The organism is Tissierella praeacuta, assembly GCF_040396155.1.
GTDB lineage: Bacteria > Bacillota > Clostridia > Tissierellales > Tissierellaceae > Tissierella > Tissierella praeacuta_A.
Genome location: NZ_JBEBOY010000038.1, coordinates 1 through 15,966, shown reverse-complemented (window position 1 = coordinate 15,966; position 15,966 = coordinate 1). Strand labels below are relative to the sequence as shown.

Sequence of the window (15,966 nt, the reverse complement as noted above, 5' to 3'; positions counted from 1 at the left end):
TTGGTGCCAGGCACCAAAAATGATACTTATTTACTTATATGTTTCTAGTTTCTTCTTTTAGCCAAGCTTTTTCTTCCTCATTTAAATAAGGTGAAAGTTTATTATATACTTCTTTATGATATTCATTTAACCAATTTCTTTCTTTTTCAGACAGCATAGATGCATCTACTGCCTCTAAATCTATTGGGACAAATGATAATGTTTCAAATTTCATAAATTGACCTGAGTCAGTTTTTATATCTTCTTCTACTACAACTATATTTTCTATTCTTATTCCATGACTTCCTGCTTTATATACTCCCGGCTCTATACTTACAACCATTCCTTTTTCCAATACTACAGCATTTGGAACTATTGCTATTCTATGAGGACCTTCATGTACATTTAGTAAATATCCAACTCCATGTCCTGTTCCACATTTATAGTCAAGACCTTCCTGCCATAATGGATATCTTGCTAATACATCAAGGCTATGTCCTGTAGCACCATAAAGAAATCTTGCATTTCCTAAATTTATATGTCCTTTTAATGTTAAAGTGAAATCTCTCTTTTCCTCTTCTGTTATAGGACCTACAGCTACAGTTCTAGTAATATCAGTTGTTCCATCAAAATATTGTCCTCCTGAGTCAACTAGATATAATCCTTTTCTTTCTATCTTAGCATTGGATTTTTCACTAGCCGAATAATGCATCATGGCAGCATTTTCTCTATATGCTGAAATAGTATTAAAACTTGGTTCAATAAATCCTTCTTGTTCTTGTCTGAATTCTAACAATTTTTCCTGTGCTGATATCTCAGTAACTGTAATATTACCTACGCTTTTATCTAACCAGTATAAGAATTTAACTAATGCGACTCCGTCTTTAATATAAGCATTTTTTTGATTCTTTATTTCAGTAGGATTTTTCATTCCCTTTAATTTTGTTGTTATATCCACTTTATCTATTATTTTACATTCAGATGGTATAGCTTTGTAAAGCCATCTATTTATTCTATTTTTATCTAAATATACTCTTAATTCCTTATTTATTCCTTTTACATAATCAATTACTTGATTATATTCAGCAGTCTCTATTTCGTTTTCATCTAAAAAAGATTCAACTTCAGCATCTATCTTTTTCTTATCTACAAATAAATAAGCTTTGTCCATTGAAATCAAACCATAGGAAAGTACAACAGGACTATTTAATACATCTTTTCCTCTAATATTGTATGCCCATGCTATATCATCTAAACTTCCTATGAGGAAATAGTCTGCATTATTCTTTTTCATTTCATCTCTTATTTCTTCAACCTTTTCTTTACCTGTCTTGCCTGTATATTTTAATTCATGAATAAATACTTTTCCATTTGGAAGATTAGGTCGAGTTTCCCAAATCTCTCCTACTAAATCATATTCATCAATAAATTTAATATCTTTTTCTTTAAATTCATCCTCTAAATTTTCAACTAAAGACTGAGAGAATACTTTTCCATCAAATCCAAGAGTATCTCCATCTTTCAGATTATCTCTCAACCATTCAGCATAAGTAGGAAACCCAATAATCCCCATTTTAAATAATTTATACTCTGAGCCTTCTAATTCTTTCTCTGCTTGAATAAAATATCTTCCATCAGTCCATAAAATTGCTTCGTCTTGAGTAATTACTGCAGTACCAGCTGAACCTGTAAATCCTGATATCCAAACTCTGCTTTTGTAGTAATCAGCCAAATACTCTGATTGATGGGGATCTCCTGTGTTTACTACATATGCAGTAATACCCCTATCTTTCATTAAATCTCTTAGTTTCCTCAATCTCTCATTAATTATCATACTCACCCTCCTAAATCCTTTTAAATTTATTAGTAAATACAACCGTTACTCATCTAAGTAATAATCTTATTATACTATAATTAAATATTTAATAAAAGAAAAAAGGCAGATAATCTGCCTTTTTCTTTTATTTCGAACTATTTTAATCCATTTATTTCTCTTATATGATGACATGCTACGAAATGACCTGGCATTACTTCTTCTATTACTGGATCATCAACATGACAATTGTCTTTTGCATAGATACATCTCTGAGCAAATCTACATCCTGGTTTTGGATTTATTGGCGAAGCAAGTTCGCCTTTTAATAATACTCTTTCTCTCTTATATTTTAAGCTTGGTACTGGTATAGCTGAAAGTAAAGCCTTTGTATAAGGATGTAATGGATTTTTAAATAAATCCTTAGAACTTGCTTTTTCAACTAATTGTCCAAGATACATTACAAGAATATCGTTTGATATATGTTTAACTACAGATAAGTCATGGGTAATAAACATATAAGTTAAATCCATTTCCTTTTGTAAATCTTGCATTAAGTTTAATACTTGTGCTTGGATAGATACGTCAAGAGCTGATACTGGCTCATCACATACTATAAATCCTGGACTAAGTGCTAATGCACGTGCAATACCAATTCTTTGTCTCCTACCTCCATCAAGCTCATGAGGATATGTGTTTACAAGTCTATCCGCTAAACCTACTGTATCCATTAATTTAGACACTTTTTTGTCTAATTCTCTCTTATCTTTTATTACTTTATGAATTATTAGTGGTTCTTTAATGATTTCACTAACTGTCATTCTAGGGTTTAAAGATGAAAATGGGTCTTGGAAAATAATTTGCATCTTCTGTCTCAATTCCCTAAATTGTGTTTTTGTAAGCTTTGTTATATCTTCACCTTCGTAAAATAATTCTCCATCTGTAGCTTCTAGTAAATGGAGTATTACTCTACCTAAAGTTGATTTTCCACAACCTGATTCCCCTACAACTCCAAGAGTTTCTCCTTTATTAATATCAAAAGTAACACCATCAACTGCATGAAGTAATCCTTTAGGGGTATTAAAATATTTCTTTAAATCTCGAACTTGTAATATTGGTTCCATTTATATATCCCCCTTTGGCTCTACTTGTCCAGAATAAATCAAACATTTTACTCTATGTCCATCTGTTACTTGTACGTCTTTAGGCTGATTATCTTTACAAGCTTCAGTAGCATATACACATCTTGGATGGAACTTACATCCTGAAGGTAAATTAGTAGGGTCTGGCATTAATCCTTTTATTGGTTTTAATCTATCTACCTCTTCATCAAGACTTGGGATAGATCCAAATAATCCTTTAGTATATGGATGTTTTGGATTTTCAAAAAGCTCCTCAATATTTGCGTACTCTACTATTTCTCCAGCATACATTATAGCTACTTTATCGCAAACTTCAGCTACAACACCTAAATCGTGTGTAATTAATAACATTGCTGTATTAAAATCTTTTTTTAATTTATTCATAAGGTCTAAAACCTGTGCTTGAATAGTAACATCAAGAGCTGTAGTAGGCTCATCAGCTATTAAAAGTCCAGGGTTACATGCTAAAGCTATAGCTATAACTACCCTTTGTTTCATACCACCTGAGAATTGATGTGGATAATCATTTGCTCTTGCTCCTGGTATACCAACTAGTTCAAGCATTTCTTTAGATTTTTCTTCTGCTTCTTTAGTTGATAATTTCTCATGTATTTCAATAACTTCCGCTATTTGTTCTCCTACTGTCATTACTGGGTTTAAAGCTGTCATAGGGTCTTGGAATATCATAGATACCTTATTACCCCTTATCATTCTCATTTCTTCTTCTGGCAATTCTAATATGTTTTGTCCCTCTAAAAATATTTCACCCTCGACAATCTTTCCAGGTGGATTAGGAACTAATCTTAGGATTCCTAAAGCAGTTGTTGTCTTACCTGCCCCTGTTTCACCAACAAGGCCCAGTGTCTCACCTTTATTCAAATCTATATCAATACCATTTACAGCTTTAACAGTACCTTCCTCTGTTATATAGTGAATATGCAAATCTTTAATATTTAAGAATTCCTTATTCATTTCAGTTCCTCCTCTCTTATTGTTTTAGTCTAGGGTCTAAAGCATCTCTTAAACCATCACCAAGTAAGTTTAATGATAAGATAGTGATCATAATAGCTATACCTGGGAATGTAGTAACATGCCATGCTTCTCTAAGGAAAGGTCTACCAGATGAAAGCATTGCACCCCATTCTGGAGCTGGCTTTTGGATACCTAATCCTATAAAACTTAAACCTGCTGTTGATAATATAGCACCAGCAACTCCTAAAGTACCTTGTACAATTACAGGCGCCATTGAGTTTGGTAATATATGTTTTAATATGATTCTAGTATCTTTAGCTCCAATTGCCTTAGCCGCTTCAATAAATTCTTGGTCCTTAATGGAAAGAACTGAAGCCCTTACAATACGTGCATAGTTAGGTATTGATGATATACCTACAGCAATCATTAAGTTAGGCATACTTGACCCAAGAGCAGATACTATTGCAATAGCAAGCAATATACTTGGTATTGCTAAGAAAATATCCATTGCTCTCATTATAATATTATCAAGCTTGCCACCGTAGAATCCAGCTACTGCTCCTAATGTACCGCCAATTATAATGGCAATACCAACTGCTATTATACCTACTTTTAGAGATACTCTAGCACCATGTATCATTCTAGCAAATATATCTCTACCAAGCTCATCAGTACCTAAAATATGGTCCTTACTTGGTCCTTGAAGTCTAATGGAAGTATTCATCTTTATTGCTACTTCTTCATAATCAGCAATCATATCTGCACATAAAGCCAATAATATTAAAATAATTATTATAGTTAGTCCTAACATTGCCATTTTATTTCTTCTTAATCTTCTCCATACTTCTCCCCATTGGCTTCTCTTTTTCCTTTTTGTACTAGAAGCATTTTCATTATCCTTTATAATCTCGTTATCCATTATTCTACCTCCTTACTTGAGAATTTAATTATCTGTATTGTGATTTAATTCTTGGATCTATAAATGCATATAATAGATCGACTAGAAGGTTAACAAAACTAAATGTTACAGATATAAATACAACTGTTGCTAAAACCATAGGACTATCTTTTTGTCTAATGGCCTCAACCATTAATCTTCCTACACCTGGCCATGAGAATACTGATTCAGTAAGTACTGCACCACCAAGTAATTGTCCAAATTGTAAACCTATTACAGTAACAACAGGTATTAATGCATTTTTCAATGCATGTTTATTTACTACCTTTTTCTCTGCAACACCTTTTGCCCTTGCAGTTCTTATATAATCTTGTCTAATTACCTCAAGCATTGATGATCTAGTCATACGAGTAATAATTGCGGCTGAACCAACTCCCAATGAGAAGGCAGGTAAAATTAAATGTAATATAGTTTCAGATCCACTGGATGGTAAAATTTTAAAATGTACAGAAAATACTAATATCAACATTAGTCCTAACCAGAATACTGGCATTGAAACCCCAATTAAAGCTCCAATCATAGCTACACTATCTAACAATGAGTATTGTTTAGTTGCGGAAATAATACCAACTGGAATCCCTATTAATACTGCAATAACCATGGCAGCCACTGTAAGTTTTAAAGTAGCAGGGAATCTTGCAAATACTTCATCAAATACAGGTCTCTTAGTTGAATATGATCTTCCAAAATCTCCTGTTAATGCTTTTGTTATAAATCTAAAATATTGTACAATAAATGGATCATTTAAACCCATTTCTTCTTCTAACGCCGCAACCTGTTCAGGTTGTGCACTTTCACCAAGGATAAGTTTTGCAGGATTTCCTGGTGTAAAGTACATAATTGTAAAAACTAAAAATGTAACTCCTAATATTACTGGTATTAAGAGTAATAATCTACGTAAAATATATTTATGCACCTTTCTCCCTCCTTAATCTGATGGATATACACTACTATTGTTTCTCGTTATCACACTAAAGAACTTGAAGCGAGACATGGTTGTCCCGCTTCATCATAATTTACATTTCTTATTCTTGGATAGTTACATTATATAATGAGTGATGTCCAGCAGGATGTAATTTAAAATCTTGTACTAAGCTATTTTCGCCAGCATTTTGAGTTTGGAAGTATAAGAATAATTGCGGTGCATCTTCTACTATTAATTCTTGTACTTCTTTATATGCCTCTAATCTCTTTTCAGTATCTACTTCTGTTTTACCAACATCTAATAATCTGTCTACTTCTGGATTTGTATAGAAGAATCTATTTCCAGCATCTCCGTGTTGTGAACTGTGATATAAAGCATAAAGTCCGTAGTCTGCATCGCCAGTTACTGTAGTCCAACCAAGAATGAACATATCATGTTCTCCAGCTGATGTTCTATCTAGGAAAGCACCCCATTCAACTACTTCTATTGAAACATCAATGCCTACTTCTTTTAGTTGAGCTTGAACTATTTCAGCTATTCTAACTCTCACTGGGTTATCATTTGTCCATAGAGAAGTTTTAAATCCATTTTCATATCCAGCTTCTTTTAATAATTCTTTTGCTTTTTCTACATCATATGGATATCCTTCGATCTCTTCATTTGCACCAAAGATTAATTCCATCAAAGGTGATTTAGCTACTTCTCCTGCACCCTCAAGTGCTACATCAATTATTTCTTGTACCTTTACTGCATAGTTAATAGCTTGTCTAACTTTAACGTTATCAAATGGAGCTTTTTTAGTATTAAATCCTAAGTATTGGCTTGAGAAGGATGGTCCTTCAATTAACTCTAATCCATTAGTATCTTGAACTACCTTTTTATCCACTGGTTCAACATCATAAGCTATATCAATTTCCCCAGTTTCAAGTCCAACTGTTCTGTTAGTTCCTTCAGGAACATTTCTAAATACAACAGTTTGCAACTTTGCAGGTCCTTGGAAATAATCATCAAATCTTTCAAGAGTAATCTTATCTCCTGATTGCCAATCTGCAAGCTTGAAAGGTCCAGTTCCTACTGGTTTTTGGCCATAATCAGCACCATATTCTGTAACTGCTTTTTCATTTAATATTGAAGCAGCTGTATGAGTAAGGTGAGATAGCAATGGAGCAAATGGCTCCGAAGTAATTATTTGCACTGTATAATCGTCTACAACATTAATCTCGGAAACAGGTCCAAGAATATGTGATACAGACGGTGAATCTAACATTCTATCAAATGTAAACTTAACATCTGAAGCTTTAAATTCTTCGCCATTATGGAATTTTACACCTTGTGCAAGTTTAAATTCCCAAGTCAAATCATCTAGTTTTTCCCATGATTCTGCTAAAGCTGGAACTATGTCCATATCTTCAGTAGCGAATACTAAGCTGTTATAAATTTGTTTAGTAACTCTTGATGATGGCTGGTCATTAGTTGCATGTGGGTCTAAACTCTTAGCATCTGCCCCTTGTGCAACAACCAAAGTATCCGGTGGGTTCTTTCTAGTAATTCCCTTACCTCCTCCACCACAAGCTGTTAAAACAAGTGATAGGACTAGAGTAAGAGTCACCAGTGATAAGATTTTCTTGTTTTTAAACATTGAATCACTCCTTATTTTTTTTTCGCTTCAATCGCCTAAATAGAATTTTCATATTTACAAATTTATAAATAATACATATTGTTGCCTGTATTTTGAAAATTCTAAAAAAACGATTATTCGCTTATTTTTGATAACTTATAATAAGAAAATTATACTATACCTCTTGAATTTTGACAACTATAAAAAAATAGAAATTAAGGCATCGATCTATGTCAATGCCTTATATCATAGATAAACCCTATGTTATCTCGTTTTTAATATTATATAAAATTTATATATTTCTAAGTTTTCTTAATATAATCTTTTGTTCGACAGAAGCTACCAATCTTCTTGTATAAGCAACAGTATCTGGGTTAACACTCATACTGTCTATTCCCTCTTCAACAAGAAACTCTGCAAATTCTGGATATTGACTAGGCCCTTGACCACATATAGAAATAGTTTTTCCATATTTATGAGCTGCTTTAATAAGTACTGATATAGCTCTTTTAACAGCCTCATTTCTTTCATCAAAATATCCCATGTTGTTTAATATACCAGAATCCCTATCTGCTCCCATTACAAGTTGAGTTAAGTCGTTACTGCCTATACTGAATCCATCTACCATTTGAGCAAACTCTTCAGCTTCAAATACTACAGATGGTACTTCTGCCATTATCCAAATCTTAAAATTTTTATTTTGAACTAATCCTTCTTCTGCCATTATTTCTTTTACTTTCTTTAATTCCCATGTAGTCCTTACAAAAGGTAACATAGCATATACATTTGTTAAACCAAATTCTTCTCTAACTTTTCTTAATGCTCTACATTCAAGTCTAAATCCTTCTTCATATTCTGGAGAAATATATCTAGATACTCCTCTCCATCCAATCATTGGATTTGCCTCTATTGGTTCTACTTCATCTCCGCCTTTAAGTCCTCTAAATTCATTGGTTCTAAAGTCTGATAATCTTACAACAACTGGTCTTGGATAGATTTCTCCAGCTACCATTTGAATTCCTTCAGACATTTTATCTATTAATAATTGACCTTGACCTGTTTTTACTAAATACATTGGATGAGCACCTATCATATTGGTAAATATGAACTCTGTTCTCATTAGACCAATACCATCTAAAGGTAAATTTTTATATTTTCCTACTAATGAAGGCTCTCCAAGATTCATATAGATTTTTGTAGCTGTTATTGGAGATAATTGAGCCAGTATTTCTTCACTTATGCCTACTGCTCCCCCTTCAACTTTCTTTTCTTCCTTTTCTTCTAGTACAGTACCTTCATAAACTACTCCTCTACTTGCATCAACTGTTACTTCTAATCCCTCTACTAAAACTTGGCTGGCATTCTTTGCCCCTACTATACAAGGTATGCCAAGTTCTCTAGATACTATGGCAGCATGGCAAGTTCTGCCACCATCATCTGTAACTACAGCTGCTGCTTTTCTCATGGCTGGAACCATATCAGGATTTGTCATTACTGTAACTAAGATATCACCATCTTCAACTCTTCCAATTTCAGATATATCTTTAATATTCCTAACATTTCCTCTACCAATTCCAGGGGATGCTGGTAAACCTCTTACAAGCATTTTTAATTCTTTTTGTTCCTTTACTTCACCCATACTAACATCTCCTTTTAAAGTAGTTATTGGTCTTGATTGTAATATATAAAGTTTCTTAGTATCTTTATCAAAACCCCATTCTATATCTTGATGTGAGCCATACATTTCTTCTATTTTTATTCCATAGTTTACTAAAGTCATTATTTCTTCATCTGACAGACATTGATTATTTACATTTTCAAAACCTAAGTAATCAGCAATCTTTATTTCTTCAGTACCTACTCCATCTTTTCTCTTTATTACCATAATATTTTTTTCTGCAATATGTTTTTCTTGGATTTCCTTTGATTTCTTATTTACTAGATATTCATCTGGAGTAACTATTCCAGATACAACTGCTTCACCTAATCCCCAACTAGCATTTATCATTATTTCATTTGTATTGCTGTTTACAGGATTAGCAGTAAACATAACTCCTGATTTTTCACTGTTTACCATCTTTTGAATTACAACAGATAAAGATACGTCAAAATGTTCAAAATCTTGTTTTACTCTATAATAAATAGCTCTAGCTGTCCAAAGAGATGCCCAGCAAGATCTAACATACCTAAGTAGTTCTTCTTCACCACTTATGTGTAAATAAGTATCTTGCTGTCCAGCAAAAGATGCCTCCGGTAAATCTTCTGCTGTAGCTGATGATCTAACCGCCACTTCTGGATTAGTTAAATTAACCTTTTTACTAAATTCTCTATAAGCTTCTATAATTTCCTTTTTTAAATCTTCTGGTATTTCTCCGCAATTTATTCTATCTTGAATAGTCCTGCTGATTCCTTGAAGCATGTCAGAATTTTCTTCATCTAAGCCTCCAATCAATTCTTTGATTATTTCATCTAGTTCTGCATAATCAATAAAATGAGTATAAGCTCCTGCAGTTATACAAAATCCAGGTGGTACATCTAACCCCTTTTGAGTAAGTTCTCCTAAGTTAGCTCCCTTACCTCCAACCACTGGAATATCGTTTTTATCAATTTCATTAAACCATTTAATATATTTATATTCGCCCATTAGTGTAGCCTCCTATTTGATTTTATATTATATATTATAGCATATATATTTAATTGTGCTATACTATATAATGTTTTTTTTGAGTTATTTATATTAATTTTTCTTAATATTTTACCCAAGTTTAATCCTTATATTATGCAAATACACAAAAAAATCCCGTACAAAACGGGATTTTTACCTTAGGTATATTTAGAAGCATCCTTCTCCACAGAATAATATTACTAATAAAAGGAAGAAAAATAATAATGAGTCATCATTTCTATCATTAAAGCATCCTGAATTACAGAATATAATAACTAATATCAGGAAGAAAAATAGTAATGAATCATCTTCACAACCTAATCTATCAAATATACCTCTGCGTTCTGATCTTGCACCTAATTCTTCAGTCATTATAATAACCTCCTTGTATTTATTCCTCACTGTATTTTATGAAATTAACATACAAGTTGTTACTATATTTTCAAAGATTAAAAAAACAGCAGAATTTCTGCTGTTTTTAAAAAAAGTCACCAACTAGGCATAATAGTATAAGTATCCATATTATATTGCCTCCGCCAAAGATTCCTCCATCACAACAATCTCTATCGCGATCGCATCCACAATCATTATTACCTAGTAAGCAAAATATTAGGATAATAATCAATAACATATTGTTATTATCATCACAACCACCAAATAAACCATTCAGCATAATATATAACCTCCCTATATTGAATTAATACATATTATTCTTATAGGAAGGTTTTTGTTACAATAGGTTTGCTTCCTTTCTAAGTTCTACTATAGACTTAGTTGAAATATTTTCTTTCGGGATATTTAATAGTTCAATTATACCTTCAAGTTCATCTTCATCATTAACTTCAATCTCCATATATGGATAAGGATAAGTAGAGTCATCCCATTTATCTAAATCAAATCTTATATTTTTGAAACTATAAGAAGTTCTTTCCTTAAAGCCTTCCTCTAGTACGCAATATCCTAGAGATTTGAGAATTTCCAGCATAGCATTTTTATCAGATATATCTGTATTGATTTCAATATTCTCTCTAATTCCTTCTCTATTGATGTTCTTCTTCATAGTTAATGTAAACTTAATGTTATTGTTTAACATAGACTTAGTCTCTCTTATTCTCAAATAGCTATCTAGGTTTCTTTGTATAAAATTTTCTTTAGAATCTATTAATGTATTTACTTGAAGTTCTTTATCTATTAATGTGGCACCTAAAGCCTTTAATTTTAACTCCATATCATCTAAATTAACATTTAAAATTTTAACTTCAAGCTCTATCATTTTTATATCCTCCTTTAGCCATTATAAGCTTCCTCATCAGCTATAATAGTTACATCAGAATGAAGTAATAAAAATGATGCTGGCAACTGAGTCGTTACTTTATTATAATTTAGTAATTTTTTTATAATTGGTGCCTTATTCTTTCCACTTGCTAAAAGAAGTATTTTTCGCGCTTTAAATATACTACCTATTCCCATTGTTATTGCAGCCTTTGGCACTTCTTCAATTGAATCAAAAAATCTTGAATTTGCTTTTATTGTATTTTCTGCTAATTGTACAATATTTGTTCCTACAGATAAGGAATCATCTGGTTCATTAAAAGCTATATGACCATTTTGTCCTATTCCTAATACTTGAATATCTATTCCACCTGCTTCTTTTATCATCTCATCATATTTCTTACAGTACTCTTCTACATTTTCTGCATTTCCATTAGGAACATGCGTATTCTCTTTATTTATATTAATATGATTAAAAAGTTCATTATTCATAAAATATCTATAGCTACTTAGATGCTCTGGAGATAGTCCTACATATTCATCTAAATTAAAGGTCTTAACTTTAGAAAAGTCTAGCCCTTCTTCTTTATATGCTCTTATCATCTCTTTATACATACCAATTGGTGTGCTTCCAGTAGCTAGTCCTAAGATAATATCTGGTTTCTTTGCTATTGCTTCTATAAATATCTTCCCAGCCATTTTACTTATGGATTCATAATCCTTTTCAACTATTATTTTCATATTTTCACTCCCTATAATATTTTTTTTGGCATAAAATCAATATAATCACTGGATATGCAATGGACATCTACTCCTTCAACTATTCCTTCAACTGCATATTTATGCCCTGCAGAATGCAAATGTCCATATATACAGATGTCAACATTATATTCTTTCATTATATCAATAAATTCATTTGAACTAAGGTCAGGATTAAAAGGCGGATAATGTAACATCACAATAATTTTATCTACATCTTCTTTTAGGGAATCTAAAGATAGTTTCAATCTATTTAACTCCCTATTAAATACCTTATGATCCCTTTCATCAGCAATATTACTATCTATGGATGACCATCCTCTAGTCCCTACAATCCCAACATTATTATATATAAAACTGTTATTTTGAATAAAATCAATTGATTCTAATCCAAGATTATTTAACTTCCTTAAACTATTCCACCAATAATCATGATTTCCTTTTATGATTATTTTTTTCCCAGGCAATTTATTTATTTTTAATAAATCATCATATGCTTCTTCAAGTTTTAATGCCCATGATGTATCGCCAGCTAATAAAACTAAGTCATCTTCCCCTACAATAGATTTCCAATTACTTATTATTCTTTCCTCGTGGTTCAACCAGCTTTCGCCAAATACATCCATTGGCTTTTCACCAGTATTATCAAAATGTAAATCACCAATAGCAAATATCAATATACCACCTCAGTTAATGTTGTTGATGAACATTAAGTTAAAACCTAGTGTTTTCAACATATTGTTAGTTAATGTAATGCTTTAACTTAAATTAATCAAGTTAAATTCTACTCCTAATTTTTCTAATGTTTTTTTCTCTCGATTATGACACGTAAATAAAATAATCTGCCTTTCTTTACAGATGTCAACTAAAAATCCTATCATATTTTCAAGTCTCTTATCATCATACTGTATAAAACAATCATCTAATATTAAAGGAAATTTGTTACTTCCCATAGAATTAATTATACCAAATCTAAGGGAAAAATATAGTTGGTCAATTGTTCCCCCACTTAAACTGTTAAGCTCTATTATTTCTTTAGTAATGGGATTTTCAACACTAATATTTAAAGATTCACTAATCTTTATATTATTATATTTTCCTCCTGTAATTCTTTCAACTATATTACTAACTTTTTTATTTATAAATGGAGCAAACTGACTATGAATATCTTTTGAAAGCTCTTCAATAGTATTAACTGCCAACTCTAGGGAACTATATTTATTCTGTAATATGTCTTTATATTTCATCTTCCTGTCAAGTTCTTCCTCTATTTCAACAAGCTTATCTATATTCTTTCCTAAGATATTAAGATTTTCTTCTGCTCCCTTTAATGCAATTCTAATATCTAATATACTTTCATTAACTCTATCAATCTGGTATTTTATCTGATTTTTATTCATATCAAAAATAAAATTACCCATATCTAAATGAAAACCATCAAGTTCAGCAATTAAATCATCTATTGTATTTTGTCCTAATACTCTTCTAAGAACTTCTTTCTTTCCATCTACTTCCTTCATACACTTTTCCAATAAAGCATGTCTATCTATACCCTGACTAAATTCTTCTATGTTTTTAACATTATTTTCACGAAATATTTGTTCTAATTTAACTATTATTTCTTTTTTATTAAATTCATTTTCATTGATTTTATATATTAGAGATTTCTTCCTTATATTTAATTCTTTATATAAGTCAATCTGTTCTTTCTTTGTATAAGTTTTAATCTGTAATGTATCTAATAAGCCTTTAAGTTCCAATTTATTTACAACATTGTATTTCTCTAATAAACCTTTTTGAAATTTTTCAATTTCTTCTATTCTAATCTGATTTTCCTTTTCATGATTATATATAGTATCTATTTCATATTTTATACCCTTTATATTTAGTTTGATATTTTTAGCCTTAATATAAGAACAGATAAACAAACCAATAAATGGTATTGATAGACCAAATATCAGATACCTATTTAATACTACCCCTATGATTATTATAATCATTGATAATATAATCATAAAGCCCTGCAATATTTTGTATCTTGATATCTTATACCCATAACCTTTAAAATCTCTATTTAAAAATTCTAATTTATTATTTTCTTTTTTATATAAAATTTTACTTTTCTCTTCTTCAACTTCCTCATAGCTATTGTAATCTTTAATTATTTCTTGAAATTTCTTTTCATCATAACCATCGGAGTCTTTCTCAGTTATGGCTTTTAATTTATTTTCTATATTTTCTAGTTCTAATTTGTTTTCAACTATAGCTTTATCTATAAAATCAATGGAGTTATTTAAATTGATACATTCCTTATATTGATTCATAGATATATTAGCATAGGATGATAATTTCTCTATTTTAATTTCTAAGTTTGCAATCTCATCTGATAATATTCTAGCTTCCTCTAAAGTCTTATATTTTTCTAATGCTTCCACATTTAATAGCTTTTCTTTTAAAGAAGTTATTTTTTTTATTTCCACATCAAGATTATTATTTAATCTTATTTTCTCTTCTAGATATGCTCTATAATTATCTCTTTCTAAAAATATATTTTTCTTTTTATATTGAAGCTCCTCTATTTCTCTAAGATTTTTTGCATATGGTTTTGTAGGAGCTCTATCTGTTCCAATTTCCATCATTCTTATTTTTAGCTCAGATAATGCCCAGTCTATTGATATCGTATCATCTAAAGCCGTAGATACATTAATTAACTTTTCCTTTACTTCATTAGCTAGTTTATCATCTGTTTTAGTTTCCAATTGCTTAATGGATATTGTATTAGAAAAAACTCTAGTGTTAAAGCCGAAAAAATGAATACCTGGCTGCAATACTCTTCCCAAGCCATTATCTATACTTCTAGTAATATCCTCTCCAGTAGTTTCTTCTAATACCTTAGTACTTTCTTCTCCTTTAGTGAAATCTCTTTCAATTCTATATATCTTTCCATTATATTCAAATCTTATGATGCCAGCATATTTGCTTTTATCCCAAGGATTATATTTCTCATATTCTTCTAAATATAAAGTAGATTTCACATTTGGTTTTAAAAATCCATAAAACATACCATTGATAAAGTTATGTAAAGTAGACTTCCCAGCCTCATTTTCTCCATAAATTAAATTGATGCCATCTTTTAAAATAATACTTCTATTTTTGAATTTCCCAAATCCAATTAAATTTAATTCTTTAAGAAGCATATCTAATTTCTCTCCTTTAAGAGTACTTCCAATCCCCAATATAATGCATCTTTTACTACAGGCTTGTCCAAACCTTTCTCTTTCATAGAAGCTATAAACCTGCCAATTATATTGTCTTTATTCTCCTCTTCTATCTGATTTAAATCATAGTCCCAAATAGTATTATCTACTAATTCTATATGATAAAAATAGTTGTTTAAATCCTCATTTAAATCTTTTACTATAATATTTCTCTGAATAAATCCATTAAGTCTTACTCTAAAAAAATCCATTTTTTTATTTCCCACATTAATATTTTTTATCTCATTAATTATATCGAGATACCCCATACTTTCATCAATGTTTATTTCAGTTTCAATAAATTTTCTTTTGCTAAATGGAACAAATTCAAATTCTAACTTTTTCTCATCTATCAATCCTTGAATTATGCCTCTTTCTCCTAATTCACCAAAATCTAAAGGTTCAGGGCAACCACAGTAGGCTATTCTTTCAGATATAATCTGTGGTTTGTGAATATGTCCCAATGCTATGTAATCCATATTTAGATTATTTAATTCCTGAATATTTAATGGAAGATAATTTGAATTATTAGATATATCTCCATGAAGCAATAATATATTATTTTTTGTATTATCTACTTCCTCTAAAGGATTAAATAATTTATTT

The 15,966-nt window shown here is 30.6% G+C and carries 14 protein-coding genes; all 14 read right to left on the bottom strand.

Going from position 1 to position 15,966, the window contains the following annotated elements:
* Positions 1–34 precede the first annotated feature (34 nt).
* Complete coding sequence (locus tag ABWP20_RS14895; protein WP_353096821.1) at positions 35–1,813, bottom strand: aminopeptidase P family protein; 1,779 nt, start codon at positions 1,811–1,813, stop codon at positions 35–37.
* A gap of 137 nt (positions 1,814–1,950) precedes the next feature.
* Positions 1,951–2,916 (bottom strand): ABC transporter ATP-binding protein, encoded by a 966-nt coding sequence (locus tag ABWP20_RS14890; protein WP_353096820.1) that lies wholly within the window; start codon positions 2,914–2,916, stop codon positions 1,951–1,953.
* Positions 2,917–3,906 carry an ABC transporter ATP-binding protein gene (locus ABWP20_RS14885; protein ID WP_353096818.1) on the bottom strand — a complete coding sequence of 330 codons (990 nt, stop codon included), beginning with the start codon at positions 3,904–3,906 and terminating at the stop codon, positions 2,917–2,919.
* Positions 3,907–3,922: 16 nt separating this feature from the next.
* A complete protein-coding gene (locus ABWP20_RS14880) occupies positions 3,923–4,825 on the bottom strand; it encodes an ABC transporter permease (RefSeq protein ID WP_353096817.1) in 903 nt (300 codons plus the stop codon).
* Between the two features lie 28 nt (positions 4,826–4,853).
* Positions 4,854–5,780, bottom strand: a complete 927-nt coding sequence (gene nikB / locus ABWP20_RS14875; protein ID WP_353096816.1) for a nickel ABC transporter permease — start codon at positions 5,778–5,780, stop codon at positions 4,854–4,856.
* Positions 5,781–5,889: 109 nt separating this feature from the next.
* A complete protein-coding gene (locus ABWP20_RS14870) occupies positions 5,890–7,428 on the bottom strand; it encodes a glutathione ABC transporter substrate-binding protein (RefSeq protein WP_353096814.1) in 1,539 nt (512 codons plus the stop codon).
* A 271-nt stretch (positions 7,429–7,699) separates the two neighbouring features.
* Positions 7,700–10,051: a phosphoenolpyruvate synthase gene (gene ppsA / locus ABWP20_RS14865; protein WP_353096813.1), complete on the bottom strand. Its 2,352-nt coding sequence runs from the start codon at positions 10,049–10,051 to the stop codon at positions 7,700–7,702.
* A gap of 189 nt (positions 10,052–10,240) precedes the next feature.
* The gene (locus ABWP20_RS14860; RefSeq protein WP_353096812.1) at positions 10,241–10,444 is read right to left on the bottom strand and encodes a hypothetical protein; all 204 of its coding nucleotides are present in this window, start codon (positions 10,442–10,444) and stop codon (positions 10,241–10,243) included.
* Positions 10,445–10,550: 106 nt separating this feature from the next.
* Positions 10,551–10,745, bottom strand: coding sequence for a hypothetical protein (locus ABWP20_RS14855; protein WP_353096810.1), 195 nt, complete (start codon positions 10,743–10,745; stop codon positions 10,551–10,553).
* A 57-nt stretch (positions 10,746–10,802) separates the two neighbouring features.
* A complete protein-coding gene (locus ABWP20_RS14850; protein WP_353096808.1) occupies positions 10,803–11,345 on the bottom strand; it encodes a class IV adenylate cyclase in 543 nt (180 codons plus the stop codon).
* Between the two features lie 14 nt (positions 11,346–11,359).
* On the bottom strand, positions 11,360–12,085 hold the full coding sequence (gene nagB, locus ABWP20_RS14845; RefSeq protein ID WP_353096807.1) for a glucosamine-6-phosphate deaminase: 726 nt from the start codon (positions 12,083–12,085) through the stop codon (positions 11,360–11,362).
* Between the two features lie 11 nt (positions 12,086–12,096).
* A complete protein-coding gene (locus tag ABWP20_RS14840) occupies positions 12,097–12,780 on the bottom strand; it encodes a metallophosphoesterase (RefSeq protein WP_353096806.1) in 684 nt (227 codons plus the stop codon).
* Between the two features lie 81 nt (positions 12,781–12,861).
* Positions 12,862–15,300: an ATP-binding protein gene (locus ABWP20_RS14835; protein ID WP_353096805.1), complete on the bottom strand. Its 2,439-nt coding sequence runs from the start codon at positions 15,298–15,300 to the stop codon at positions 12,862–12,864.
* 2 nt (positions 15,301–15,302) lie between these two features.
* Positions 15,303–15,966, bottom strand: a 664-nt coding sequence (locus ABWP20_RS14830; protein ID WP_503012546.1) for a metallophosphoesterase family protein, incomplete at its 5' end; no start/stop codon positions are given.